Annotated in this window: 25 protein-coding genes; all 25 read right to left on the reverse strand. The window is 38.2% G+C overall.

Annotated features, from left to right (window positions below; all coding sequences use genetic code 11):
* Positions 1 to 5: 5 nt before the first annotated feature.
* The 25 genes from CFK37_RS15520 to rbfA all read right to left on the reverse strand — a co-directional run bounded on the left by CFK37_RS15520 (position 6) and on the right by rbfA (position 26,794).
* Positions 6 to 797: a DUF3388 domain-containing protein gene (locus tag CFK37_RS15520; RefSeq protein WP_089062722.1), complete on the reverse strand. Its 792-nt coding sequence runs from the start codon at positions 795 to 797 to the stop codon at positions 6 to 8.
* Between the two features lie 704 nt (positions 798 to 1,501).
* A complete protein-coding gene (locus CFK37_RS15525; RefSeq protein ID WP_089062723.1) occupies positions 1,502 to 1,762 on the reverse strand; it encodes a DUF3243 domain-containing protein in 261 nt (86 codons plus the stop codon).
* Between the two features lie 115 nt (positions 1,763 to 1,877).
* Positions 1,878 to 2,594, reverse strand: a complete 717-nt coding sequence (ymfI, locus tag CFK37_RS15530; RefSeq protein WP_089062724.1) for an elongation factor P 5-aminopentanone reductase — start codon at positions 2,592 to 2,594, stop codon at positions 1,878 to 1,880.
* A 9-nt stretch (positions 2,595 to 2,603) separates the two neighbouring features.
* Positions 2,604 to 3,887, reverse strand: coding sequence for an EF-P 5-aminopentanol modification-associated protein YfmH (yfmH, locus tag CFK37_RS15535; protein WP_089062725.1), 1,284 nt, complete (start codon positions 3,885 to 3,887; stop codon positions 2,604 to 2,606).
* Between the two features lie 5 nt (positions 3,888 to 3,892).
* Positions 3,893 to 5,173: an EF-P 5-aminopentanol modification-associated protein YfmF gene (gene yfmF / locus CFK37_RS15540; protein ID WP_089062726.1), complete on the reverse strand. Its 1,281-nt coding sequence runs from the start codon at positions 5,171 to 5,173 to the stop codon at positions 3,893 to 3,895.
* A gap of 406 nt (positions 5,174 to 5,579) precedes the next feature.
* Entirely contained in the window at positions 5,580 to 6,539 is a 960-nt protein-coding gene (locus tag CFK37_RS15545) for an ABC transporter permease (RefSeq protein ID WP_172840515.1), read from the reverse strand.
* Entirely contained in the window at positions 6,540 to 7,586 is a 1,047-nt protein-coding gene (locus CFK37_RS15550) for an ABC transporter permease (RefSeq protein ID WP_245837230.1), read from the reverse strand.
* Positions 7,576 to 9,111, reverse strand: coding sequence for an ABC transporter ATP-binding protein (locus tag CFK37_RS15555; RefSeq protein ID WP_089062727.1), 1,536 nt, complete (start codon positions 9,109 to 9,111; stop codon positions 7,576 to 7,578). The genes CFK37_RS15550 and CFK37_RS15555 overlap by 11 nt, the downstream gene beginning before the upstream one ends.
* A gap of 218 nt (positions 9,112 to 9,329) precedes the next feature.
* Positions 9,330 to 10,433 carry a BMP family lipoprotein gene (locus CFK37_RS15560; protein WP_089062728.1) on the reverse strand — a complete coding sequence of 368 codons (1,104 nt, stop codon included), beginning with the start codon at positions 10,431 to 10,433 and terminating at the stop codon, positions 9,330 to 9,332.
* 106 nt (positions 10,434 to 10,539) lie between these two features.
* Positions 10,540 to 11,265, reverse strand: a complete 726-nt coding sequence (locus CFK37_RS15565; RefSeq protein ID WP_089062729.1) for a GntR family transcriptional regulator — start codon at positions 11,263 to 11,265, stop codon at positions 10,540 to 10,542.
* Between the two features lie 352 nt (positions 11,266 to 11,617).
* Positions 11,618 to 13,897 (reverse strand): DNA translocase FtsK, encoded by a 2,280-nt coding sequence (locus CFK37_RS15570; RefSeq protein ID WP_089062730.1) that lies wholly within the window; start codon positions 13,895 to 13,897, stop codon positions 11,618 to 11,620.
* Positions 13,898 to 14,023: 126 nt separating this feature from the next.
* Positions 14,024 to 14,236: a YlzJ-like family protein gene (locus tag CFK37_RS15575; RefSeq protein ID WP_089062731.1), complete on the reverse strand. Its 213-nt coding sequence runs from the start codon at positions 14,234 to 14,236 to the stop codon at positions 14,024 to 14,026.
* Positions 14,233 to 14,964 carry a ClpP family protease gene (locus CFK37_RS15580; RefSeq protein ID WP_089062732.1) on the reverse strand — a complete coding sequence of 244 codons (732 nt, stop codon included), beginning with the start codon at positions 14,962 to 14,964 and terminating at the stop codon, positions 14,233 to 14,235. The genes CFK37_RS15575 and CFK37_RS15580 overlap by 4 nt, the downstream gene beginning before the upstream one ends.
* A gap of 157 nt (positions 14,965 to 15,121) precedes the next feature.
* Positions 15,122 to 16,009 (reverse strand): 4-hydroxy-tetrahydrodipicolinate synthase, encoded by an 888-nt coding sequence (gene dapA / locus CFK37_RS15585; protein ID WP_172840516.1) that lies wholly within the window; start codon positions 16,007 to 16,009, stop codon positions 15,122 to 15,124.
* A 26-nt stretch (positions 16,010 to 16,035) separates the two neighbouring features.
* Positions 16,036 to 17,259, reverse strand: a complete 1,224-nt coding sequence (gene dapG / locus CFK37_RS15590; protein ID WP_089062733.1) for an aspartate kinase — start codon at positions 17,257 to 17,259, stop codon at positions 16,036 to 16,038.
* A gap of 63 nt (positions 17,260 to 17,322) precedes the next feature.
* The gene (gene dpaB / locus CFK37_RS15595; protein WP_089062734.1) at positions 17,323 to 17,928 is read right to left on the reverse strand and encodes a dipicolinate synthase subunit B; all 606 of its coding nucleotides are present in this window, start codon (positions 17,926 to 17,928) and stop codon (positions 17,323 to 17,325) included.
* Positions 17,925 to 18,809: a dipicolinic acid synthetase subunit A gene (dpaA, locus tag CFK37_RS15600; RefSeq protein WP_089062735.1), complete on the reverse strand. Its 885-nt coding sequence runs from the start codon at positions 18,807 to 18,809 to the stop codon at positions 17,925 to 17,927. The genes dpaB and dpaA overlap by 4 nt, the downstream gene beginning before the upstream one ends.
* A gap of 155 nt (positions 18,810 to 18,964) precedes the next feature.
* Positions 18,965 to 19,198: a YlmC/YmxH family sporulation protein gene (locus CFK37_RS15605; protein ID WP_089062736.1), complete on the reverse strand. Its 234-nt coding sequence runs from the start codon at positions 19,196 to 19,198 to the stop codon at positions 18,965 to 18,967.
* Between the two features lie 89 nt (positions 19,199 to 19,287).
* Positions 19,288 to 20,502, reverse strand: coding sequence for a M16 family metallopeptidase (locus CFK37_RS15610; protein ID WP_089062737.1), 1,215 nt, complete (start codon positions 20,500 to 20,502; stop codon positions 19,288 to 19,290).
* A gap of 38 nt (positions 20,503 to 20,540) precedes the next feature.
* A complete protein-coding gene (locus tag CFK37_RS15615; protein WP_089062738.1) occupies positions 20,541 to 21,494 on the reverse strand; it encodes a polysaccharide deacetylase family protein in 954 nt (317 codons plus the stop codon).
* 277 nt (positions 21,495 to 21,771) lie between these two features.
* Positions 21,772 to 23,883: a polyribonucleotide nucleotidyltransferase gene (locus CFK37_RS15620; RefSeq protein WP_425445347.1), complete on the reverse strand. Its 2,112-nt coding sequence runs from the start codon at positions 23,881 to 23,883 to the stop codon at positions 21,772 to 21,774.
* A gap of 190 nt (positions 23,884 to 24,073) precedes the next feature.
* Positions 24,074 to 24,343 carry a 30S ribosomal protein S15 gene (gene rpsO, locus CFK37_RS15625; protein WP_089062739.1) on the reverse strand — a complete coding sequence of 90 codons (270 nt, stop codon included), beginning with the start codon at positions 24,341 to 24,343 and terminating at the stop codon, positions 24,074 to 24,076.
* Between the two features lie 133 nt (positions 24,344 to 24,476).
* Positions 24,477 to 25,415 carry a bifunctional riboflavin kinase/FAD synthetase gene (locus CFK37_RS15630; RefSeq protein ID WP_089062740.1) on the reverse strand — a complete coding sequence of 313 codons (939 nt, stop codon included), beginning with the start codon at positions 25,413 to 25,415 and terminating at the stop codon, positions 24,477 to 24,479.
* An 18-nt stretch (positions 25,416 to 25,433) separates the two neighbouring features.
* Positions 25,434 to 26,327 (reverse strand): tRNA pseudouridine(55) synthase TruB, encoded by an 894-nt coding sequence (gene truB / locus CFK37_RS15635; protein WP_089062741.1) that lies wholly within the window; start codon positions 26,325 to 26,327, stop codon positions 25,434 to 25,436.
* Between the two features lie 122 nt (positions 26,328 to 26,449).
* On the reverse strand, positions 26,450 to 26,794 hold the full coding sequence (gene rbfA, locus CFK37_RS15640) for a 30S ribosome-binding factor RbfA (RefSeq protein ID WP_089062742.1): 345 nt from the start codon (positions 26,792 to 26,794) through the stop codon (positions 26,450 to 26,452).
* Positions 26,795 to 26,802: the final 8 nt, after the last annotated feature.

Genomic DNA, 26,802 nt, shown 5'->3' on the forward strand with positions numbered 1-26,802 from the left:
CCAATTTAAAAATCAAACATTGAAAAACCACTTTCATTCGGTCCATTCTCTGGTTCAATAGGTTCGTATGTAATTATTTCGTCCTCATTGCTTCGCAGTTCAATAATATAATCAAAATCCTCTAATTCATATTCCGTGGATTTCACAAACATATCCGGATGTTCCACCACTTTAATAGCCGGAAGTGCCATTATTTCCCTGATTAACTGCCAATGTTTTTCATTGGCACGACGTGTTGATACAATTCCATCGACAATATAAATATTATTACTATTATATTCGTCCTTAATTAACTGGCTTCGGATGGTTTGTTTTAGTAAAGTACTAGATACAAACAACCAGCGTTTATTTGCACAAACACTTGCAGCAACAATTGATTCCGTTTTACCGACACGCGGCATGCCACGAATCCCAATCAATTTGTGCCCTTCCTTTTTATATAACTCTGCCATAAAATCAACTAATAGTCCCAATTCATCACGGACAAATCGAAATGTCTTTCGATCATCTACATCACTCTGTATATATCTGCCATGCCTTACGGCTAATTTGTCACGTAATTTTGGTTTACGAAGCTTGGTTATTCTTATAGTATCTGTTGTTTCTAAAATCGACATCAATCGAGTTATTTGCTCATCTTTTTTAGATAACAATAGCATGCCTCGTCTAGAATTTTCCACACCATTTATTGAAATGATATTGATGGAAAGCATTCCTAATAAAGAAGAGATATCACCTAATAAACCAGGACGGTTATATTGAATTTCATATTCAAGGTACCATTCTGTTTTTTCCATAATACGCTCCTTTTTGTTACACGCTGTTTTAATGTTACCGAATTCATCCTATAAATGCAATTTATCCATACAACCATAATAAAGGATTTTTACTTCCCTGAAAAGAAGAATCTGCGTAAATGGGATTTTCTTCCCTTTTTTTTAAAAGCTGCTTTTTAAAAGATTGTTGTTTTTGACACAAAATCCATAAACTGCTACGTAACTAAAATCATGTTTGGTGGTCCAGCGACCGCTACGGAAAAACACTTTCCGTGTGCAGCTGATGAGCCTCCTTGCCCCGGCAAGGAAGGGCACTGAAAAAGTGGTGGATTTTAAAAATTTAGTTTTGCACCTTTACTTAGCATCTTGAATATACGGAGACTCCTGCGGGAAGTAAGAGATCGGCGAGCCCCCGGAGGACGGCAGTTAATGAGGCCCGACTAAAACCGCCCTTTGCGGGCAACGTCGGCTACCCCCTTGCCGGGGCAAGGAGACTCGACACTCGCCCGCGGAAAGCGAAATATATTCAAGATGCGATGATAGATCCCTTATTTTGTACCATATTTACCTTTTTCAGTGGCCACCCGGCAAAGAGGCTTAAGCCGTGCCCGCGGAAAGCAACCCTGCGTATATGTCGCTATTTTTATCAACTGGGACGATATAAGCACAGCAAAAGCCTGTTAAAAAAAGAAGCTGAATCGGAATCAGCTTCTTTATGTGAAGTATTATTGGGTGTTTCCCTGGTTCTGAACAAGTTTAACCATTGTACTTGCAAGCGCATGTTTCTCATCTTTTGAAGCTGCATTCCATAATTCTCTTAGAACGGCCTCTTCATTATTTTTTGCATCTACACTTTTGGATAAATAGTCGCCTACTTCAACTGCAACATTATTAACTGATTGTTGGCTCATTCCCTCAGATTGCGCTTGCTGCAAACGATTTGATAAGAATTCTTTCCAAGTATCAAAATTATCTAAAACAGACATCGAACATCCTCCTTTTAACTTTTTTACATCGTTAGTATTTGATTTTCTAAATACTTTATACATAGATAAGTTGGAAAAGCGGAAGGACGTTTCAAATCAAGAATTCACCAGAAAATTACCATGCCCCATTAATATTGATTATTTCACCTTGAATATAATTGGACTTTTCATCCATTAGAAATTGAACTGTATGTGCAATATCGTCGGGCGAACCGGATTTATTCATTGGTATCTGTTGAATAATCGCTTGTTTCTCTTCCGGCGATAAGTGCTGATTCATTTTTGTATTGATGAAGCCAGGACTGATTGCATTAACCGAGATCCCACTTGCTGCAACCTCTTTAGCCAAAGCCTTAACAAAACTATTTTGCGCCCCTTTAACTGATGAGTAGATGACTTCATTACTCGCTCCAACATCTCCCCAAATAGAAGTGATAAGAATAATCGTTCCCTTTTTCCGCCTAATCATTGATGGCAGCAAATGGTTAACAATCATCCAAGGAGCCTTGACATGTAAATTGAGCATTTCATCCATTTCATGCTCTACACTGTCTTGAAAGAGTGAATGGTGGGCTTTTCCACTAGCAATAACAATGGCGTCCACCGGAAAGACGATCTGCGTTAATAAGTAATTGATCCCCTCTACACAGCTAAGATCGGCTTTAATTTCCAGCAAAATGCACTCTTCATTTATCGTTTTTCGTATTGTTTTAAATCCGTCATGGTTATTGTGAAAATGAAGCAGTAAATTAAACCCGTCATTTGCCAACTGCCTCGTTATCGCAAGTCCAATATCTCCACTTGCCCCGATGACTAATACATTTTTCCCCATTGTATCTCCCTACTCCGCTTTAATTTTAAATGTGGTCAATTGTTCTTCATCTATCCAGTCCTGAACAAATGATGTAACTTGTTCATATGCTAATTCCTCAAGCTTTGAGACAATCTCCATGAAATCGATCCCTACCCGGTGGTAATGAATGTATTGTTTTGCAATAAATTCAACTGAGTTCATAGACCGCAGTAATTGACCTATTTGTTTTTTTCTCATCCGTTCGAATTCTTCTTCACTAATCTTTTTTTCTTTAATACTTAATAACATCTCTTTTACCATGCTACTAAACTTTTCAGGTTCTGAGGTGTTCCCGCCAATTATGGCATAACCAAATCCCTTTTCCATATTGATTTCAAAATAAAAACTATTGTCAATAATACCCTCATTATACAGTTGTTGATAAAAAGAACCACCTTGTGAGAAATAAAAATCCAGGACCATCCCTTGAATCAAATCATGCAATAAATATGTTTCACTATTTAATTCACCAATATGACCTTTTATTCCTACAGCACATCTTGGTGTGGAAACTGGCATTTTGATAGTGGTTTCCTTTTTGTATGCTTCCCTTGGCTCGTCTGGCATGATTCGTCTTATTTGATCAGATGGTGCAAATTCTTTTGCTGATTGATTTTCTTTAATAAGGGACATCATGCTTTTTTCATCAAAATTACCAGCAATAAATAATGTCATATTATCAGGGTGATAAAAGGTTTCGTAACATTCGTATAAATTCTCTTTTGTAATAGCACTTATTGATTCAACAGTTCCAGCAATATCCACCTTTACAGGATGATTCTTGAATAAGTTTTGAATCGTTCCCATAAACATCCGCCAATCAGGCTGGTCCTCATACATAGTAATTTCCTGTCCAATGATTCCTTTTTCCTTTTCAACTGATTGATCAGAGAAATATGGCGCTTGCACAAAATCGAGCAGCGTCTTTACATTTTTCTCAATATAATTGGTTGCAGTGAAAAGGTAAGCTGTAGTTGTGAATGAGGTAAATGCATTTGCCGAAGCACCCTGTTTACTAAAATCAGCGAATACATCATGATCTTCTTTTTCAAACATTTTATGTTCAAGGAAGTGAGCAACACCTTCTGGTACAGTAACAGCTTCTTCTTTATCTCGTGGAACAAAGCTTAGATCAACTGACCCGTAGTTTGTTGAAAATATCGCAAACGTTTTGGAAAGTTCTTTCTTTGGCAACAAGAAAACCTGCAGCCCATTGGCAAGTTTTTCTGCTATTAGCACTTCATTTATATCCTCGTATCTTTTAAGTGACAATTTGATTACCCCTCTTCCTTATTTGTAAGTAAGTATGTGGTATCCTCTTGGATTCGTTTCGCTACCTGCAAAACATCTTCCTTTCGCACCTTTTTAATGTTTTCAATTAACTTTTCCGGTGGTAATTCATGATTAGCAACGACCTGCTGATACAGCATTTCAATAATTCCCTGGGGGTGATCGAGGGTTTCCAGAAGCTGATTTACGATTAACTCTTTAACGGAGCTGATCTCATCCTCTGTAAACTCACCATTTTTCATTGCGGTCATTTGCTGATCCATGATTTCTTTTGCTTGGTGAAAGTCCTTCGGGGCAATACCGCTAAATACAAACAATAGCCCTTTATGGCTCTCCATACGTGATGAAGCGTAATAGGCAAGGCTATTTTTCTCCCGGACATGGATAAACAGTTTGGAATTTGGAAACCCCCCATATAATCCATTAAATACATGTAATGCGAAATAAGCTGGATCACTATAGGTGCAATTTGTCCGGTACCCGATATGGAGTTTCGCCTGTTGCACCTCCTGTTTCTCAGTAATGGTTGTCGGTTTTATCTGAAAGTCCTTTTTAGAAGTTGTGTGATGTGTTTCAATTTGTTGCTCATCCCTATGAAAAACAGAGTTGATGCTTGACGTCATTTTCGTTTCATCAAAATCTCCAAGCACATAAAAATCCATACAATCTTTCTTTAATACTGTCTGATAGTATGTAAATAAACTTTCGCCATTAAGTTCAGGTAAGTCGTCAATATATCCCTGCACATGTGTTTTATATACTTCATCCTCACACATTTCATCTATCAGCCGTATGTTAGCATAGCTCATTTTATCATCCATAATCGAATTGATCTTTTGTTTCAGCGTTTCTTTTTCCCGGTCAACAATTTTCGGGTCAAAACTACCTTTAGAAACCTTTGGATGGTTTATAATTTCATTTAATACTTCCAGCGCTTCTTCGATAAGTGCTGATTCATTTTGTAATAAACGCTGGTTTGGAATTTCCATTCGAAAGGTAAGAATATGAAAATCACCTTTTTTAGTGCCATCAATTGATAAAACAGCACCATATAAATCATCCAATTTTTGTTGTAAAATTTTTCGTTTCGGATAATTCATTGTTCCCTGTCGCAATACATAGGGCAGGATTGCACGCCTGGTAATTGTCGTCGGGTCTAATACAGTTTTAAATTTAACTACGAAATTGAGTGTCTTAAACTTATTACTTGGCACCAAATGAAGATTTAATCCACCTGATTCAATAACTTTTTCATTCACCTGATTCATAAAAACATCTCCAGACTGTTTATTTTTTTGATAGCAGTATAATTCTATGTTGTAGTATTGACCGTTTCAACTATAACCATGAATTTTTTTAAAGCTTGTTTTCTAAAAGATTGTGTTTTTGACACAAACTGCGAATTAACGTTATACAAGTGTTAGTCCACCGCTACGGAAAAACATCGCGCATTTCGTGGCAGCCGATGAACCTCCATGCCCCGGCAAGGAGGCTGAAGCCGTGCCCGCGGAAAGTAACAGTCCGGAGCGGAAAACAACCCAGCGCATTTTTCGTCGGAAATTACCTTACTGTTACGTCGCAATTTTTATCAACTGCGATATGATTAGTGACCTTTTTAAACAAAAGTAAGAAGCTGTTCCTTGATTTTGTTTTGGAACAGCTTCTTTATCATGCTTATCTATTACCTTTAATATAGGGAACACCATTCGCTTTCGGAGCTTCTGCCCGGCCAATAAAACCAGCCAGTGCCAAAATCGTTAAAATATACGGTGCGATTAACAGGTATACCTGTGGTACATCTTCGAGAAATGGAATCCCAGCACTAATTACGCTTAGACTTTGGGCAAAACCAAAAAACAGCGCCGCCCCCATTGCTCCTAGTGGGTGCCATTTACCAAAAATTACAGCTGCTAGCGCCATAAAACCCTGCCCTACAATTGTTGCATGTGAGAAATTGAGTGCAATAGTTAATGCGAAAACCGATCCGCCTAAACCACCAAAAGCTCCAGATAGGAACACTGCCATATAACGCATTTTGTAAACACTGATCCCATTTGTATCAGCGGCCATTGGATGTTCGCCTACAGCTCGCAGACGTAATCCAAACGGTGTTTTATACAATACATACCAGGCTATAAAAGCTAAAGCAATTGCCAAATAAGATGTTAAATAAATACCTTGGAACAAGATGGGTCCTAAGACAGGAATATCGCTTAATAAAGGAATATCTGTTGTATAAAATGGTTTACTAACCATATCTGTTTGACCTTTATCATACCATTGTTTGGTTAAAAATACTCCTAATCCCAGAGCAAGGAAGTTGATTGCTACACCACTTACTACTTGTTCTGCACGAAATGTAATGGATGCAACTGCATGTATTAATGAGAAGATAGCGGAAACAACCATTGCTACAAGGATCGAAATCCATGGAGTCCATGCTCCTAGTGCATCAGCAAACGTTAAATTAAACACAACACCTACGAACGCACCCATAACCATTAATCCTTCAAGTCCAATATTAACTACTCCGGAACGTTCACTAAATACACCACCGATCGCAGTAAAAATTAGGGGTGCCGAAAAGAATAATGCAGGTGGAATAATTGATTGCAGAAGATCTACAATGTTCATTTATTTCCCCTCCTTTTTAAAGCGAAGTATAGCCCATCTTATGATATAGCTTGATGCCACAAAGAATATAATAATTGCAATAATGATATCAACTAATTCTGCAGGAACGTCTGCGGCAAGCGGCATATTCAATGCCCCAACTTTTAATACACCAAATAAAAAGGCTGCAATAATAACACCCAGCGCTGTATTTGCACCTAATAATGCTACGGCGATTCCATCGAATCCTAAATTGGTAAAGCCAGATTGCACGGACATATAACCAAATGTTCCTAATCCTTCAGCTGCTCCGGCAAGTCCAGCAAACGCCCCGGAAATAACCATTGATAGCACAATATTTTTCTTTACGTTCATTCCTGCATATTTAGATGCATGCTGATTAAATCCAACGGATCGCAATTCATAACCCAGTGTCGTTTTTTCAATGATAAACCACATTATAATTGCTGCAAACAAAGCTAATAAAATTCCATAGTGCATTCGAGAATACATGGTGATTTGCTGTAACCACTCAGATGCCATGGATGCTGAGGCTGGAATGGTTTCAGTTGAGTCCTTTGAATCAGTTAACACATGTCGAATAATTGCATTAGCTGTGTATAAGGCCGTGTAATTAAGCATAATGGTCACGATTACCTCATGGACACCAAGTCTAGCTTTAAGTATCCCTGGAATGAATCCCCAGAGCCCACCTGCAACTGCAGCAGCTAATATGGCCAAAGGCAAATGAACAAAGATTGGCGCATCAACAGCAAGTCCAACCCAGACTGCCGCAAGCCAACCGACAATCACTTGTCCTTCTGCACCGATATTGAACAATCCGGTACGAAAAGCAAAAGCAACTGCCAGACCAGTTAAAATATATGGGGTAACTTGTCTGATTGTTTCACCAAAGAAGTAGACATCGCCAAAAGCACCATTCCATAATGCTATATAACCTTCAATAGGATTGTAACCAAAAACAAGCATCAGGATTGCACCGGAAATCAACCCCAGAATCACCGAAATGACTGGTACCAAAATATTAAACAATTTACTAGAAGCCACTATTATCACCTGCCTCAGCGTTGGTGCTGCCTGCCATAAGCAGACCTAATTCTTGTTCATTTGTTTCTTCCGGTTTGACATTTGCAACAACTTTTCCATCAAACATAACTGCGATTCGATCACTAACATCCATTACTTCATCTAATTCAAAAGAAACTAGTAAAACAGCTTTTCCTTTGTCTCGTTCTTGTACTAGTTTACTATGAATGAACTCAATAGCTCCTACATCAAGTCCGCGTGTTGGCTGCGCAGCAATAAGTAAATCCGGAGATCTGTCTATCTCGCGGCTTATAATTGCCTTTTGTTGATTTCCACCTGATAGTGCCCGGGCTTTTGTATGCACACTTGGTGTACGAACATCATATTCCTCGACAAGTTCCTTAGCCTTTGTATAAATATTCTTATAGTGCAGAACTTTATTTTTCGAGTAGGGCTTTTGATAGTAGGTTTGTAATACAATATTTTCAGCCACGGGAAAATCCAATACTAAACCAAATTTATGACGATCTTGCGGTATGTGTCCAACACCACTTTCTGTCACCTTTCGTGGTTTAAAGTTTGTAATATTTTTACCGTTTACTTTTATCGAACCTGATTGGGATTTTGTCAATCCAGTAATAGCCTCAATTAATTCTGTCTGACCGTTTCCATCTACACCTGCAATACCGACTATCTCACCCGCACGGACTTCCAGATTTAAATCCTTTACAATTTTAACATTTCTAGAATCTTTTACATTTAAATTTTCAATCTCCAAAACAACATGTGATGGATCAGCAGTTTTTTTATCGGTTGTAAACTTAACATCCCTGCCTACCATTAACGATGCAAGCTCTGTTACATTAGTCTCACTAACATTAACAGTACCAATTCCCTTACCTTTACGAATTACTGTACATCTATCACACACCTGCATAATTTCTTTTAGTTTATGTGTGATTAGAATAATAGATTTACCCTCATTAATTAAAGAGTGCATGATATCGATTAACTCATTTATTTCCAAAGGTGTTAATACAGCTGTTGGTTCATCAAAAATTAAAACATTAGCACCGCGGTACAGTGTTTTTAATATTTCTACACGCTGCTGCATTCCAACAGAAATATTGCGAATTTTAGCAGTAGGATCCACTTTGAGACCGTAGCGGTCAGATAGCTCTTGAACCTCTCTCTCCGCCTTTTTTATATTGATTTTTCCATTTTTTGTCGGTTCACTTCCAAGAATAATGTTTTCAGTAACTGTATAGTTGTCCACCAGCATAAAATGTTGATGAACCATACCAATTCCAAGTCTAGTCGCAACATTGGGATCTGTAATGTTTACTTTTTCACCTTTGTAACGTATTTCGCCTTTTTCCGGCTGGTACAGTCCGAATAATACATTCATTAAGGTTGATTTCCCTGCGCCATTTTCGCCTAACAATGCATGTATCTCACCTTTTCTCACTTGGACGGTGATATTATCGTTAGCAACAATGCCCGGGAATTCTTTTCTTATATTTAGCATTTCTACTACGTAATCCAAAATATTCACTCCCCTATAAGCACATTTCTTTTAGAAAACCTTGGCTGTCGTCAAAAACTAATGGCGAAAGCTTTGGATCTTTTTATACTTTATACCGATAAAAATTTATACTTAGTGTAAAAAATCCCCAAATGAAAAGGGCCGGAACTTACTCCTCTTCAGTTGAGGATTTTGCTAAGAGTGATAAAAGGCTGGAGAGTCCAGCCTTTTCACCTTAATTATAGAGCATCTACATATGCTTTCGTTTCTTCACGTGTTTTAGGAACCTCTAGTTCCCCACTAACGATCTTTTCTTTCCATTTTTCAATTGCTTTAACAATTTCATCAGTTAAGGCTTCTTTGTTTGTTTTAGCATAAGCTACAGCGTCATCCTTCAAACCATACTCAAGCACTTTTCCACCAGGGAATTCACCGTTCATGGCTTTATTGGAAACGTCCTGTACAGCAATATCAACACGTTTAACCATAGAGGTAAGTGTGATATTATAATCGCCAATTTGACCCTCATCATATTGATCACGGTCAACACCAATTACCCAGATTTCACGTTCTGGATCATTTTGTTTAATGTCTTTTGCCTGTGCAAATACACCATTTCCTGTTGCGCCTGATGAGTGATAAATAACATCAACGCCATTATTGTACATGTTTGCTGCAATCAGTTTACCATCATCTGGGGCGTCAAATGCGCCAGCATATTGTACATCAATTTTGATGTCCGGATTTACCGATTTAGCGCCAGCGATATAGCCAGATTCAAATTTATTAATTAACTCTGAATCAGTTCCGCCAACGAAACCAATTTTATTGGTTTTTGTTTTCTTGGCAGCTGCTACACCTACGAGGAAAGATCCTTGGTGCTCTTTAAAAGTAATACTTGCTACATTTGGTTGATCAACGACGGAATCAACAATTGCAAAATTTGTATCAGGATACTGTTCCGCCGATTTATTAATACCATCATTTAGTTTATAGCCAATACCAAAAATCAAGTTATAATCCTGACGCACAAGACGTGTTACGTTTGGCATGTAATCTGCATCTTCGTTTGATTGAATATAATCGAATTGTTTACCTTTTTCAAAGTCATGTTCCTTGCCCCATGCTTGAAGACCTTCCCAGGCTGATTGGTTAAATGATTTGTCATCGACCCCGCCAACATCAGTAACCATACCGACCTTGTAATCACCTGATTTTTTGTCGCCATCTGAACTTCCCCCGGAATCTTTTGATGATTCATCGTCAGAGTTTCCACATGCAGCTAAAATAAATCCTAGACTTAAAATCAATGCAAACAACACTAAAAATTTACGATTTTTCAACCTAAATACCCCCTATTATTGAATTAATTAAAATCATGACTTTCACCTATAATATGTGATGTTAGTTGCTGTTAACAACCACCCCCTAAACCTGTTATGAAACCCCTTACATACGTTTCCTCAAAACATGGAAACTAAACACATCTGATCGGAAATAGTTTGCTGAGTATAAGACAGGTTCATCTTCTTCAGTGTAATGCATTTGTTTTAATAACAATAATGACTGCTCGGGATCACAATTGAGAATTTCATAAATACGGTCATGGTAACCGATTGGTTCGATATACGTAACTGCATAGGCTATGCGCTTACGGGAATATTCTTCTATTAATTTAAATAGAGAATCCTCTTTATGTACTCGTTCTAATGGTATGACTCCTTCTGGAACCTTATCGATACAAAAAACGACAGGTTCATTATCAGCCGTTCTGACTCTCTCAATTTGGGCAATTGTATGAATGGTTAACGGTGAAAATTTTTCCCTGTCTTCATCCATTGGCTCTAGAAGCTCAGTTGATAAATATTGGGATCCAGCAGTTCTGCCTGAGCTTTCGATCATGGAAGTCACACTGTTTAACTGTTCAATCCCTGATGAAAAAATGGGTTTTGAATTTACGAATGTACCAACACCATGTTTGCGTGTTACTACATTATCCTCTTCTAGGATACGTAACGCTTCTCGCAGTGTTGCTCTGGAAACGCCCAATTGTTTAGAAAGCTGGAATTCAGAAGGCAGTTTTTCTTTTTCTTTATACTTACCTGATTGAATATCACGTTTAATTTCTTCAATCACTTGTAAGTATAGATGACGTGAATCGGTTTTAATCGACATAGTGACCTCCTGCAATTCAATCTTAACTTATAGTAAAAGAGATCTGACATCTGACGTATGACTCTTTTGTCCGAGATAAATATAACACTTTTCAACTAATAAATAAACACAATAGGTCAAATTTCTCAAAAAAAATTTACTATTTTCCCACTCTTTTTAAGAAAAGCTCAGATGTTGACTTCTCGTAGTGAAGGTAGGTGAGGTTTGGAACTGCGCTAAATGCTCTTCCCACCTTGATCAGTGCTGATTGCTGGGCGCTGGAGCTAGGCATATTTTCATTTTTACTTTCCCAACACGCACATTAAAAAACCGGACAATAATTTAGGTAACTAATTATTGTCCGATTCCTCTTTTAAGATAGTTTTTCTTCTGAAGATTGGGATATTAAAACTGCTCTTGGTTTGCTGCCTTCGTATGGGCCGACTATGCCCCTATCTTCCATTGCATCTATTAACCTGGCAGCTCTTGTATATCCAATCCTGAACCTGCGTTGCAGCATTGAAACACTTGCAGTCTGCATTTCTGTAATCATCTGCACAGCATCTTCGTATAGTTCATCATCAACCTCTGATTGTATTTCACTAGTATCTTCAGGAATCATTTCTTCTTGATAGGAAGCCTTTTGCTGATCGATACAATGATCAACTATCCGTTCAACTTCTTCATCAGATAAAAACGCACCTTGGACTCGTGTTGGTTTCGAGGAACCAACAGGCATAAACAGCATATCACCTCGTCCTAATAACTTCTCCGCCCCACCGGAATCCAGGATGGTTCTGGAATCGGTTTGTGATGAGACACTAAATGCAATCCTGGATGGGATATTCGCTTTAATAACCCCAGTTATAACGTCAACGGATGGACGTTGGGTTGCAATAATAAGATGTATCCCTGCTGCACGAGCCATTTGCGCCAATCGAGTAATGGCATCTTCAACATCACTTGATGCGACCATCATTAGATCCGCTAATTCATCGACAAGTACTACAATATACGGGAGATTAGGCTGTTTATCCTCCTCTTCCCCCAATGACTGATTATATTTACGAATGTACTCATTGTATCCTTCAATATTTCTAGTTCCAGTGTCCGAAAACAATTCATATCGTCTTTCCATTTCTGATACAACTTTCTTCAATGCCCTTGAAGCCTTTTTCGGGTCTGTAACAACTGGCGCCAATAAATGTGGTATGCCGTTATATACATTCAATTCGACCTTTTTTGGGTCAATCATCATCATTTTAACTTCATGCGGCTTAGCCCGCATTAGGATAGTGGTGATAATTCCATTTACACAAACACTCTTACCGCTTCCCGTTGCACCTGCAATTAACAGATGTGGCATCTTATTTAACTCGGCAACAACGGCGTCACCAGATATGTCACGCCCTAACCCGAATAATAGTTTGGAAGATTGCTTTACTAATGACGTGTCCACCACCTCCCGTAAAGCCACCATAGCCACCTCTGTGTTAGGAACTTCTATACCAACAGCAGATTTACCTGGAATTGGCGCCTCTATCCGTATGTCTTTCGCAGCTAAGGCAAGCGCCAGGTCATCGTGAAGGCTCACTATTTTGCTTACTTTTACACCCGCCTCTGGATATACTTCATATTTCGTAACTGCTGGACCGACATGCACCTTAGTAATTCTGGCTTTAACTCCAAAACTGCTAAATGTACGTTCAAGTTTTCTAACAGTAGCTTGGATATGTGATTTTTCCTGTTGTTGTGAATTGTGAGTCGGTTCTGTAAGTAAATCAATTGATGGCAACACATATTCATAGTTTTCCGGCTCAGTCATCGGCATCGTACTAGGAAAGTCTACATCCGTTTCCTCCGTTTGATTCGTGTCCTGGGCTGATTGTGCCTCTTGTTTTTTTGGTTCATCAAATGAATATGCTACATCGGTGAAATCCTGGATTACGGGTTCATCGTGGTCTACAGCTTGTTGCTTAGATTCAACCTGTTTAATTTCTGGTTCTACATCTGCATCGTTTTTGTCCTGCTTATTTTCTTTCGTTTTTGTCCTGACATTTGCAGTGGCAGTTTTCACCCTGGACCATACTTTAGATGAGAAGTCACCCAAAGAAAATTCAGTCAGAAATATAATTCCAATTATGATAGAAAAAATAGCAACAATTTTTGCTCCAATTGATGAAAACAAATAATAACAAAAAGAAAATAAAACTGCTCCAATCATCCCTCCGCCTGTTTGCGCCAACTCCCCTGGACCGTTTACATATGTAAAGAAACGGCTCCATGTAGACCGGATAATGGAAGCATTATCTGACTTAAACAGCAACATTTCATACGTTTGGATATGTGTCAGGAGTAGGATTCCTAAAATAATAATATAAAATCCAATCATTTTCTTATGGGAAAAATCCGGATATCTTCGCTTAATAATTAAAAACAAACCAGTAACAAGCAATAGTAATGAGGCGATAAAATACCATATTCCGAAAAAGAATTGAAAGATATTTTCCAATATGCTTGGAATTACCCCATCACTAATAATACCTGCACCGCTTCCAAATATAGCAATAAATAAAAAGAGTAAGCCCAATAATTCAAATTTAACTTGTTTCTTTAACTGATTCTTTTTCTTTTTCTTTCGTTTCTTAGCCATCTATTTCACCTCTATTAACAGATATGGCTGAATATGAAACCCCTGTCATCATGTTGACAAGGGTTAACAATAATATCCAGTATCTAACGCTATTATAGCATAGATTACCACTGGATTCTTATAAAATTATTGTGAAGATAGAATGGAACCTGGCTGATACTCAGGATCCATAAAGTCTTTTGGGTCTGTTGACAACAATTGAACAATTTGATAATTTCCAGCTTTATTTTTTTCAACATAAACGGATCTGTTTTGGTGATTAATCACTAATCGATTTGAATTTTGATTATTTTGTTCCGGAAAAATTTCTGACTCGGTCATCGGTGTATAAAGAGTCATTCCTTACCACCCCCTGTTTGTTTAGTTTGACCAATCAATTCGTTTACTTTTTCCATTGCTTCTTTTACGCCACCAACAGCGTCAATTAAACCGTATTCCACTGCATCAGCACCTACCACGTTTGACCCTATATCCCGAGTTAAATTGCCTTTTGCAAACATAAGATCTTTAAACTTTTCCTCTTTAATATTTGAATGATTAATCACAAAGTTAATCACTCTATCCTGCATTTTATCCAGATATTCAAAGGTTTGTGGAACACCGATTACCATCCCTGTTAGGCGGATTGGATGAATGATCATTGTAGCTGTTGGAACGATAAAAGAATGGTCTGTCGAAACTGCAATGGGAACACCAATTGAATGTCCTCCGCCAAGCACAATGGAAACAGTCGGCTTTGAAATTGATGCTATCATTTCTGACAAAGCCAGTCCAGCCTCAACGTCCCCACCAACCGTATTTAGTAATATGACCACACCTTCAATTTTTGGATTTTGTTCTATTGCTATGAGTTGTGGAATAAGATGTTCATATTTCGTTGTTTTGTTTTGCGGAGGTAATTGTATATGCCCCTCAACTTGACCAATAATAGTAAGTACATGAATATTCGAATCTGGTGATTGCGGGACATTGGATTGTCCAAGCTGTTGTATTTTTTCCACTAGGGAAGACTTGTTGTTTTCCTCTTCTTGGTTTTTGTCTTTATCCATTGATGGTTGATTATTCATTTAGCGACACTCCTCTTGTTTTTATACTGCTAGTAATTAGTATGAACAAGTGAAGGTTTTCCTATTAAAAAAACCACCAACATTTAGTTGGCAGTCTAAAAAGCCTGGGTTGTCGCCGGGACTAATGGCGCCTTGGATTTTTTATACTTTATACCGATTATGCTTTCTTAAAGTATAAATCCCTTTTGATTACATCGTCTATTACCTTTTGTTCGTCTTTTGATAAAGCAACCAGCGGTAAGCGTACACCGCCACATTCCAGTCCTTTCCGTTGCAGTGCATATTTTACTGGGGTCGGCGAAGGGTAATTGAACAATCCTTTCATAACTGGAAGAAATCTACGATGAATGTTTGCGGCATTTGATACATTTCCTTCCTTAAATTCTTTTACCATACGATTCATTTCATTACCGATGATATGTGATGCAACGGACACAATACCGATAGCGCCAATTGAAAGCATTGGTAATGTTAACCCATCATCCCCACTATACACACTAAATGTAGAAGAGGTATTTTCAATGATTGTTGCTACCTGATCTAAATCACCACTTGCCTCTTTCACTGAGACAATATTATCAATTTGGCTTAACCTGATGATCGTGTCAGCTTCCATATTGACAACTGAACGCCCAGGAATGTTATAAAGCATAATTGGTAATGATGTTTCACCCGCTATTTGCTCAAAATGTTTATATAAACCCTGCTGGCTGGGTTTGTTGTAATAGGGGCTTACCAGCATTATTGCGTCGACACCGCACGCCTGCGCTTGTTTTGTTAACACAATTGAACTTGCCGTATCATTACTTCCTGTTCCGGCAATTACTGGCACTCGTTTGTTTGCAACATCCACTACATGTTTAAAGAGTTCCAGCTTTTCACTTGCCGATAATGTAGGCGATTCCCCAGTAGTCCCTGCAATGACAAGACCTTCCGTTCCATTTTCGATTAAATAATCAACCAGAATTGTTGTCTTATTAAAGTCAATTTCACCTTTCTGGTTAAACGGTGTTACCATCGCGGTAAGTACACTCCCAAAATCCATTATCCTCACCTTTTTCGAAATAGTATTTATTTTCCAGCCGGCTTTAATGATTGACTTAAGTTAAATGTCTCATGTAAGGTATTTACTGCTTTCATCACATCTGTATCACGAATTAGTACCCATATCGTTGTATGGCTGTCTGCTGATTGCAGAATTTGAATTTCCCTTTCCGTAAGTGCCTGCACAATTTTCGATGCAATCCCGGGAACTCCCATCATTCCTCCGCCAACTACTGAGACCTTCGCACAGTTTTCTATTACTTGTGGATGAAAGCCTAAGTTTGTGATGCAATCGACCGCCGATTGCGTATGAAATTCTGGAACGGTGAATAGCAGGCCGGTCGGTGAAATATTTATGAAATCAACGGAAATTCCTGTTTCAGCCAATACCTTAAATACCTCAGAATGGAGACGGTGCATCTCTTCTCGGTTCTTAATCCTGATTTGTGTAATGGATGACATATGAGCAATACCTGTAATCAACTGATCTGGTATTTCTTTAATAGCTGCATTCGTAACCAAGGTGCCATTTTCTGTTGAATAAGTTGACCGCACGTGCAATGGTATATTTGCCTGCATCACAAGCTCAATTGCCCTCGGATGAACCACTTTGGCACCTTGGTAGGCCAAATTACAAATTTCCGCATAGGTAACAATTTTCAGTTGCCTGGCAGACTTAACAATTCTCGGGTCAGCAGTCATTATTCCATTTACATCGGTGAAAATTTCCACCTTTTCCGCTTGCAGTGCAACGCCAAGGGCAGCAGCAGTGGTATCACTGCCGCCTCTCCCAATCGTCGTTATTTCCCCTGTAGATGTCTTTCCCTGAAAGCCGGCAACTACTACTACATCATAAGTCTCAAGTTCACTTTTTAGCCGTGCAGTATTTACACCCCTTATTTTTGCTTGGGTAAATTCAGATGTTGTCATAATTCCCGCCTGCGCACCAGTAAGCGCAATTGATTTTACTTTATGATCTTGCAACTCATTTGATAATACCACGCTAGCTATTGTTTCCCCACATGACATTAGCAAATCCATTTCCCGTTTTGAATGAAATGACGTCGATTCATTAACAAGGCTTAATAACGTATCCGTAGCATATGGATCAGGCAGGCGACCCAATGCTGAAACTACAACTACCAACTTATACTTCTTTTCAACTGCTTCTTTAATGTGAGTTATAACTTTAGAAATACTAGCAGGTGATTGTAATGAGGTACCTCCAAACTTTTGAACTAAAATTGTCATTTTTCCACCTCTGTTTTACAACCATTATATTTTTAATGATATTTAGAAAAATTTTATACGTTGCTATGCATTTTCAGAAGTACTCTGATAAGGTACAATCACTGGTTGAATCTGTTCAAACAACAATGCGGATTCAACAGTATCAATCAATGTATCCATATGTGCAACAAGCGAATTTGGTTTTTTATATGGGTCATCCTGGCCATATGGAATAAAATAAATATATTTACTGGCCATCAAGCGCATTAGATTTACACCATTCAACCCTAAGGCATCATTTGTGGAAATGCCAAGTACAACTGGCCGCTGGTTTCGCATGGTTGCTTTTGCAGCCATTAAGACAGGTGAATCAGTCAGGGCATTTGCAAACTTGCTCATTGAATTGCCTGTCAGCGGTGCTATAACCATACAGTCTAATGGTTCTTTTGGTCCTAACGGTTCCGCTTCAGGCATAGTGGTAATTACTTTTTTTCCAGTCATGTCTTCGATCTTTTTAATGTGGTCCGCTGCTTTACCGAACTTCGTATCCGTACTTCTAACGGTATACGTTACAATTGGGACCACTTCGGCTTTTTCCTTCATCAATTTCTCGATTTGTGGAAAAACCTGATCATAGGTACAATGAGAACCTGTAAGGCCAAAACCTATTCGTTTTCCTTCTAAAGTCATTTTGTTTCCTCCTTCTTCGTAATAAACTGCTTAATCACATCTGCTAAAATCCTGCCTGCTGTTTTAGGAGCAACTATACTAGGTAAACTTTTAGCCAATATTGCCTGAATTCCCCGTTTCTCGGCATATTCAAAATCTGTTCCCCCGGGTTTTGATGCGAGGTCAATAATTAATCCATGTGACGGCAGAAATTGGATGGATTCTTTCGTAATAACTTGGGCAGGTATAGTATTAATTAATATGTCACATTCAGCAGTATTGTGAGAAAGTTGATCAAATGGAATTGCCTTAAATCCCATTTCCGTAATACGTGCCAAATCTTCTGATCTTCTGGCACATACCGAAACTTCGGCACCAAGTGCAGAGAATTTATTGGCAATTGTTTTCCCCACACGGCCATAACCAACCACAAGCACATTTGCGGAATGGATTGTAAAGTCAGTATGTTCAATAACCATCATAATTGTTCCTTCAGCGGTAGGAATTGAGTTATATACCGCTATATCATTTCGGTCAAATAATTTTACAAGACGGCGGTTTGCTTCGGAAGTAATGGAAGTTAAATAGTCATTCGAAATTCCGGTAAAAATGGAAACAGTGCTCTTTAATTGCTGGACCCATTCTTTTGTTAAACGAATTGACTGGTCGGAGAAAACAGGATCAATCATCCCGTCTTTATCAGTTCCTGTGACAGGCAGAATTACCATATCCAATTGAGCCGGATCCAATTCCGAAAATTCCATTTGCTTTAGACCTGTATAACCTTGATCTAATTTATCAAATCCAATTAGGCAAATAGTTGTATTATCCAGCTTTTGTAATTGCCGAATTAGTTCTATATATCTTGCATCTCCACCTATTACAGCTATCAAATAACCCATATTCGTTATACACTCCTTGCTATCGGGTTTTTAAATCATTTCCATATAGCTTATGTGTATCCTGAAGGTAAGTGAGTAATAGAAATAATAAAAATAAAAAAAAGGCTAGTATTTTTTATACTAGCCTGGGTGAACCGATCTGATGATGGGCATTCCTAATCCGTTTCAATCATAATCATATCTTCGCCGATTTTTTTAATGGCTTTCCAATGAATCTTTGTTTCTGCACCCTCCTTCTTTAAACCGAACCATTTATAATTAGGAATAATAAATGACCTGATTTGACCGGATTTCTCATCAATTTCCAAATCAGTTGCTCCAAGAACACCAAGCCTTGAACCGTGACTTACATTAACAATTTCCTTTCCACTAATATCTTTATATCGCATATTTATCACCTCAGATTATGTCTCTTTCTATAAATATATGTGACAAAAAATAACCTATGCAGGTCGCATAGGTTATACTTAAGGAATTGTTACTTAGGTGCAATTAATGCAGTAGATGGATTGGATTTAAAAATTGTCTCAATAACCGCTTGAATCGTTCCATGATCAACAGCATCAATTTCTTTTATCATATCATCCATCGTGCGATGACGTTTCAGCATTAATTCATTTCTGCCATTTCTGCTCATACGACTATTCGTACTTTCGAGGCTTAACATTAAACTTCCTTTTAATTGTTCTTTACTATTGGTCAATTCTTTATCTGTAATTCCATTTGATATAAGTTCATTTACAGTGCTTGATATTGTTTCCCGTAATAAAGGAAGCTGTTCGTTACCTGTTCCTGCATATATTGTCAAAAGCCCATTATCCAGGAAAGATGAATGATATGAAAATACTGCGTACGCTAAACCTTTTTGTTCTCTCACTTCTTGGAATAGTCTGGAACTCATACTTCCGCCGAGTACATTGTTCATAATAATTAAACTGTATGTGAGATCATCACCAACCGGCAATCCATCATATCCAATACATAAATGTGCTTGTTCCGTATCTTTGTTTCGCTCCATATGATTGGCGTGAAACACAGGTTTTACTATAGGTTCGGATTCATTCTTTGTTCCGAATGTCCCAAAATATGATTCAACCTTTTGGATAAAGGATCCATCAATGTTTCCTGCTACAGAAACAACTACATTATCTGGTGTATACCGATCGGCAATATAGCCTCTTAATGTGTCCGGCTTAAATGATTTTAAGTGACTTTCTGTTCCTAATATAGGGTATCCTAATGGATGGTCACCATACGATGCATGTGACAATAGATCATGGACGATATCGTCCGGGGTATCTTCATACATTTTAATTTCTTCCAATACAACCTTTTTTTCACGTTCCATTTCATTTTCATCAAAGGATGAATGAAAGAACATGTCAGATAAAATTTCCAAAGCATATTCTTTATGGTTGTCTAAGACCTTTGCATAAAAGCAGGTGTACTCCTTTGAAGTAAAGGCGTTAACCTGCCCGCCAATTGCATCAAAGGCTTCGGCAATATCTTTTGCAGACCGTGTTTCTGTACCTTTAAAAAACATATGCTCCAGAAAGTGTGAAATCCCGTTATTCTTCTCCGTTTCGTTTCGTGAACCGGTCAACACCCAAATACCAATCGTTACCGATCTCACAGCAGGAACTTTTTCCTGCACAATCCGCAGTCCATTCTTACATGTATGTTTTTCAATCACTGATTTAGTCCTCCTAATAAGTTCATGCTGCCAGCATTTTAATTTAAACGATTTTCTGATAATAGTTTCTCCACTGTACCAATTTGATAATCTTTTTCCTTAATCCCGGTAATCAGATCTTTCAACCCGCGTGCAACAGATTCCGTTGGATGCATTAATACTGTGGCACCGGGATGAAGCTTTGGCATCACACGATTCATCATAACAGATACCGATGGATTCTTCCAATCAATGGTATCTAAACTCCATAAAATTGTTTTCATGTCATGAGCTGCGGCCACTTGCACAACTTGATCCGTAAAGCTACCGCTTGGCGGAGCAAATAAAGAAGGCCTTTTTCCTGTTATTGCTTGTATTGTTTCATTAGTGTTTGTAATTTGGTCATTTATTTCCTGTTTGGAAATGCGTGCCATATCAGGGTGGTTGTATGCATGATTTCCAATTACATGCCCTTGTTCCGCTATCATTTCAACATATTCTGCATTATTCTTTGCCCATTTCCCTTCAATAAAGAATGTTGCTTTTACCTGATTCTCCTTTAAGATGTTTAAAATTGTTGGTATGTATTCTGTTCCCCATGACACGTTAATCATAAGGGCAACCATCTTTTTCTCAGGATTGCCACGGTAAATTGGCGCAGGGGGTAAATCATTTAACGAGACAGCTGGTTTAATTTCATCAAATACTAGTAGATTTTTATTGAAAACCCCATCTTTTTTCATTTTTTTATAGGATTCATCAACATTAACAGTCCTGCCATTCAAACCCGGAACCTTTTTCCACACTCTATCAATCACCGCATTTTGTGGCGGAATTTTATATGCAGCACTTTTTTCAACAATTTTATTATACAGTGGATCCTTTTCCTTCATCGTATCCTGTATTGCTGAAAAGGAATTTATTTGTTTTGACTCGAATGGATTAGATAACGGATTGAACGAAATAACAACCAATAAGAAAAAAACCAATGCCTGGATAAGCCACCTGTACATACAACATCCCCCTCTCCATTCAATATATGAAAGAAAGGGACAAGATATGAACGAAAAGCGGAGGCGACTGGTTAGCGGCGTACAAATAGATGGGACTGTGAAAGTGCGTCGTCCCTTACGCACATTCAACAGGATTATCTATTTGCTAGCCGCTCGGAGCCGCAGCTAGACAACGAAAAGCGGAGGCGACTGGTTAGAAGCTAGAAGCGGACGCATAAGCAAGGAACCGCCAAATAAAAAAAGAAACTGGTTTTCCAGCCTCTTCATTCATTGTTTGTTATGACCGTGATTTCTCACTCTTTTCTTTTTGTTCAAGAAGTACAGCTTTTCTTGAAAGATTAACTCTTCCTTGATGGTCAACTTCTTTAACCTTCACCATTATTTCATCACCAATAGATACAACATCTTCTACCTTGTTAGTACGTTCTTCTGCTAGTTCTGAAATGTGAACCAAACCATCTTTCCCTTTAAAGATTTCAACAAATGCGCCGAATTTCTCGATGCGTTTAACCTTACCAAGGTAAGTTTGGCCAACTTCAACTTCGCGTACCAAGTCTTCGATGATTTTTTTTGCTTTCTCATTCATAGTGGCATCGGTTGAAGAAATAAATACACTGCCATCTTGCTCTATGTCAATTTTTACGCCGGTTTCATCAATAATTTTATTGATCTGCTTACCACTTGGACCAATAACATCACGAATTTTATCTGGTTTAATGGACATTGTTAAAATCTTAGGCGCATATTCAGATAGTTCGGATTTAGGTTTATCAATCGTTTCAAGCATATGACCTAAGATATGTTGACGGCCACGTTTTGCCTGAGTTAATGCTTCTTCCAAGATTTCCCTGGAGAGACCCTCAACTTTGATATCCATTTGTAATGCTGTAACACCTTTACTCGTTCCAGCCACCTTAAAGTCCATATCACCTAAGGCATCTTCCATACCTTGAATATCTGTTAAGATTGTATAGTCATCCCCAGACTTGACAAGTCCCATCGCAATACCTGCAACAGGCGATTTAATTGGTACACCTGCATGCATCATTGCAAGTGTACTTGCGCAAATACTTGCCTGTGATGTAGATCCATTAGATTCCAATACTTCTGACACAAGTCTAATCGTATACGGGAAATCAGTTTCAGATGGTACAACCTTCTCAAGTGCGCGTTCCCCAAGTGCTCCATGGCCAATTTCACGACGTCCAGGTCCGCGTATTGGTCCTGTCTCACCTACACTATATTGCGGGAAATTGTAATGATGCATAAATCGTTTTGATTCCTCTAAATCCAACCCGTCAAGAATTTGTACATCACCTAAAGCACCCAATGTACAAATACTTAAGGCTTGTGTTTGTCCACGCGTAAATAATGCCGAACCGTGCGTTCTAGGCAAAACACCTACTCGAGATGAAAGTGGACGAATTTCATCTGGTTTACGGCCATCTGGCCGAACTTTTTCCTTGGTAATTAAGCGGCGAACCTCATCCTTGACCATTTTATCAAGAATAGATTTCACTTGTTTAATTACGCTCTCATCTTCCTCTTCATATTCTTCCACTACCATTGTTTTTACATCTTCAATAGCTTGTTCCCTTGCATGCTTTTCATGCACCTGTATTGCTGAAACAAGTTTTTCCTTATACTCATTTTCAATTTTCACAAGCAAATCCTGATCTAATTCAAACAATGTTACATCTGTTTTTTCTTTAGATACAGCTTCGACTATTTCTTCCTGGAAGGAAACGAGACGTTTTATTTCTTCATGTCCAAACATTATCGCTTCAAGCATTATTTCTTCCGGCACCTCATTAGCACCTGCTTCAACCATATTAATAGCATCTTTTGTTCCTGCAACAGTAAGTTCAATATCACTTTTTTCCTGTTGTTCCACATTTGGATTTATAACAAATTCGCCATCAACTTGTCCTACTATAACACCTGCAATCGGACCACTAAATGGAATATCCGAAATGCTAAGTGCAATAGAAGAACCTACCATTGCAGCCATTTCCGATGAGCAATCCTGATCTACACTCATTACAGTGCTGATAACTTGTACCTCATTCCTAAAACCATCTGGAAACAACGGACGAATAGGACGGTCAATCAAACGGGATGCCAAGATCGCTTTTTCACTTGGACGTCCCTCTCGTTTAATGAAACCTCCAGGTATTTTTCCTACAGCATATAAACGTTCTTCGTAATTTACCGTTAATGGGAAAAACGGCAAGTCTTTTGGTTTCTTTGATGCAGTTGCAGCGGTTAATACAGATGTATCACCATATTGAATCATACAAGCTCCATTTGCTTGTTTCGCAAGTTCCCCAATTTCTACTGAAAATTTCTTACCAGCAATTTCAGTGGAGAATGTTTGTTTTTCTGCCATTATATTTAGTACTCCTTTCAAAAAGCTACTATAGTACATTTTATCGATAAAATGTTCGTATGTAAACAAAGAAACCAATAGGTGTTTCTTTTATGCTTGCCTTATCAAAGAATTAAGCAGTAAGTCTGCTAGTCACCGCGTTACTTTAAATACAAAAAAAAGCAGGATTTCTCCCGCTTTTTTAAATAGATTATCGACGTAACCCAAGTCTTTTAATAAGTTCGCGATAACGCGTAACATCATTATTACGCAAATAGTTTAATAAGTTACGACGCTTACCAACCATTTTCAAAAGACCACGACGTGAATGGTGATCTTTTTTGTGTGTACGTAAATGTTCGTTTAATGTTGTGATTTCAGCAGTAAGTACAGCGATTTGTACTTCTGGAGATCCAGTATCATTTTCATGAACCTTATATTCATTAATGATTTCATTCTTACGCTCTTTTGTGATTGCCATTAGGTTCACCTCCTAGTTAAATTTCATAGCCCCAATTCCCTAGCAAACGTCGGAGTCTCGTTTTGCCAAGCAATGGTTTTACGTTCTTAAGCGTACATCTAATCAACTAAAATTGCAAGTGGAAACAAGAAATTTAGCAAGAAAAATAGTCCCGTATTTCCTTCTCATCTAATGCGATGCGTTCGATTAATGTTTTAACATCATCAAACTTTTCCTCATCACGAATATATTTATGCCATTCAATTTGCAGTTCTTCTCCATATAAATCATTCGAGTAATCAAATATATTTACTTCTAAAATTGGTTTAGTATTTTTATCGGTAAAAGTTGGATTAAGCCCCAGATCAGCCATTCCTTCATATACCTCACCCTTGTATAATACCTTCACCGCATATACACCAATCTTTGGTAACAATGCATCAGAATCAATTAGTAAATTAGCTGTTGGGTAGCCAATTGTACGCCCGCGTTTTTCACCCTCAACCACAGTTCCAAAAACCGAGAAGGGTCTGTTTAGGTTCTCATTTACCTTTTCAACCTTACCCTCGGATAAAAGATTACGAATTTTTGTTGAGCTAACCTTTTCATTTTCAAGTTCGACTTTTTCTATAGTCGTATAATCGAAGGTATTTTTTGTATGTGATTCTATGTTATTCATATTCCCTTCACCCTTATGACCATATGTAAAGTCAAATCCCGCGACCAGGTGCTGAATGTTAAGACCAATAATAAAGTGGTCTATAAACCGCTCAGGGCTTAATGATGCAAGCTCTTTTGAGAAAGAGATAATATACAAGCGATCAACATTCATTTTCTGTAATATTTCCTGTTTTTCACGTAGCGGCGTTATATATTGAACATGAATCTTTTCTTTTTTCAATACGACGGATGGATGTGGGTGGAATGTAATCACTGCACTTTCCATGTTAGATTCCTTCGCCTTTGTTACAGCAGTTTGGATGACTTTTTGATGACCTTTATGGATACCATCAAAAAAACCAATTGCAGCGACTGTTTTTGGTAGTTCTTCTAACACCAACATATGTGGATATGTTAATTCAATGGTCCTCAATTTTTTCACCTACACTTTTTAATCATTTAAAGGAAAAACCCGAACCGGTTTAATTTGATCCGCATTCTCAGGATGTGTTTGGTAGATCGCAAGCATTTCCTTTTGGTATAAAATAATAAATGGATCCGTCTTTAAGTTTATCATAGGTTTCTTTAGTTTTTGACCAAAAAGAACTTTTTTACAGGTATCTTCATCAACAGAATAGTAATCCAAATGTGAGAGTCCTTCAATCATTGGCAATAACAGTTCGGCTTGTTTCTGTTCCTCCACTTTTGTCTCGATTTGTTCAAAAGTAACGGTATCTTCCCTCATAAAGGATCCGGTCTTTGTTCGAACTAAATCGGACATATGCGCTGGATAGCCAAGTGCTTCTCCAATATCAACACATAATGTCCGAATATAGGTCCCTTTTGAACAAACAATTTTCAGGTTTATCCGATTATCTGCTGTTCCCAAAAGTTGTAGTTGATGAATACTTACTTTCCTTTTTGGGCGTTCAACTGTTTTGTTAGCACGTGCATATTCATATAACTTCCTACCATTTACCTTAACTGCTGAATACATTGGAGGGATCTGAATAATTTGACCCCTAAACTGTTTTAGAACTGTTTCAATCTCCTCATTTGAAGGTACATAGTTAACCTGTTTCTGATTTATTACCTTGCCACTTGCATCTTCTGTATCAGTTGAACTGCCCAGTGAAAGCTCCGCTATGTATACTTTTTCTGTGTTTGTCAAATACGGAACAATCTTAGTAGCTTGCCCGATACAGATTGGAAGTACTCCCTCCACTCCGGGATCAAGTGTCCCGGTATGGCCAACCTTTTTTGTTTGATACAATCTTCGAATCTTTGCTACACAATCGTGTGATGTCATTCCCTTAGGCTTCCATAATGGTAAGATGCCATTCATTGAAATCGCCTCCAAAACATAGAAAAGCACCAGCGCCACTTATGCAAATAGACACTGGAGCTAAACTGAGGTTATGAAAAATCTGACCCCGTTTCCAAGCTTGGAGCCAGAATTTCAACTTATTATTTTTTGTTTAAATCGCGCAAAATTCCTTCAATTCGATTCCCATACTCCAGCGCCTCGTCAAATTCGAAAACAAGCTCTGGTGTTTTACGCAAGCGAATTCGTTGGCCAATTTCCGACCGAATGAAGCCTTTAGCTTTTGCAAGTCCCACTAATGTTTCATGTTTTTGTTTTTCATCTCCAAGTACTGAAATGAAAATTTTAGCCTGTTGTAAATCTCCTGTCACTTCAACATCCGTAACAGTAACAAAACCTACTCGTGGGTCTTTGAGTTTTCTGCTGATAATTTCTCCGAGTTCCTTTTTCATTTGTTCTGCGATACGATTTGCTCGCACTTCGCTCATAACAGTCA

The sequence above is a fragment of the Virgibacillus phasianinus genome (assembly GCF_002216775.1).
GTDB classification, from domain to species: Bacteria; Bacillota; Bacilli; order Bacillales; family Amphibacillaceae; genus Virgibacillus_F; species Virgibacillus_F phasianinus.

Excerpts from the sequence above, each read along its gene's own strand:
- CFK37_RS15520 (WP_089062722.1), bottom strand. The coding sequence starts at position 797 with ATGGAAAAAACAGAATGGTACCTTGAATATGAAATTCAATATAACCGT.
- CFK37_RS15525 (WP_089062723.1), bottom strand. The coding sequence starts at position 1,762 with ATGTCTGTTTTAGATAATTTTGATACTTGGAAAGAATTCTTATCAAAT.
- ymfI (WP_089062724.1), bottom strand. The coding sequence starts at position 2,594 with ATGGGGAAAAATGTATTAGTCATCGGGGCAAGTGGAGATATTGGACTT.
- yfmF (WP_089062726.1), bottom strand. The coding sequence starts at position 5,173 with ATGAATCAGGTGAATGAAAAAGTTATTGAATCAGGTGGATTAAATCTT.
- CFK37_RS15545 (WP_172840515.1), bottom strand. The coding sequence starts at position 6,539 with ATGAACATTGTAGATCTTCTGCAATCAATTATTCCACCTGCATTATTC.
- CFK37_RS15565 (WP_089062729.1), bottom strand. The coding sequence starts at position 11,265 with ATGTCGATTAAAACCGATTCACGTCATCTATACTTACAAGTGATTGAA.
- CFK37_RS15570 (WP_089062730.1), bottom strand. The coding sequence starts at position 13,897 with ATGGCTAAGAAACGAAAGAAAAAGAAAAAGAATCAGTTAAAGAAACAA.
- CFK37_RS15575 (WP_089062731.1), bottom strand. The coding sequence starts at position 14,236 with ATGACTCTTTATACACCGATGACCGAGTCAGAAATTTTTCCGGAACAA.
- CFK37_RS15580 (WP_089062732.1), bottom strand. The coding sequence starts at position 14,964 with ATGAATAATCAACCATCAATGGATAAAGACAAAAACCAAGAAGAGGAA.
- dapA (WP_172840516.1), bottom strand. The coding sequence starts at position 16,009 with ATGGATTTTGGGAGTGTACTTACCGCGATGGTAACACCGTTTAACCAG.
- dapG (WP_089062733.1), bottom strand. The coding sequence starts at position 17,259 with ATGACAATTTTAGTTCAAAAGTTTGGAGGTACCTCATTACAATCACCT.
- dpaB (WP_089062734.1), bottom strand. The coding sequence starts at position 17,928 with ATGACTTTAGAAGGAAAACGAATAGGTTTTGGCCTTACAGGTTCTCAT.
- dpaA (WP_089062735.1), bottom strand. The coding sequence starts at position 18,809 with ATGGGTTATTTGATAGCTGTAATAGGTGGAGATGCAAGATATATAGAA.
- CFK37_RS15605 (WP_089062736.1), bottom strand. The coding sequence starts at position 19,198 with ATGCGATATAAAGATATTAGTGGAAAGGAAATTGTTAATGTAAGTCAC.
- CFK37_RS15615 (WP_089062738.1), bottom strand. The coding sequence starts at position 21,494 with ATGTACAGGTGGCTTATCCAGGCATTGGTTTTTTTCTTATTGGTTGTT.
- CFK37_RS15620 (WP_425445347.1), bottom strand. The coding sequence starts at position 23,883 with ATGGCAGAAAAACAAACATTCTCCACTGAAATTGCTGGTAAGAAATTT.
- rpsO (WP_089062739.1), bottom strand. The coding sequence starts at position 24,343 with ATGGCAATCACAAAAGAGCGTAAGAATGAAATCATTAATGAATATAAG.
- truB (WP_089062741.1), bottom strand. The coding sequence starts at position 26,327 with ATGAATGGCATCTTACCATTATGGAAGCCTAAGGGAATGACATCACAC.
- rbfA (WP_089062742.1), bottom strand. The coding sequence starts at position 26,794 with ATGAGCGAAGTGCGAGCAAATCGTATCGCAGAACAAATGAAAAAGGAA.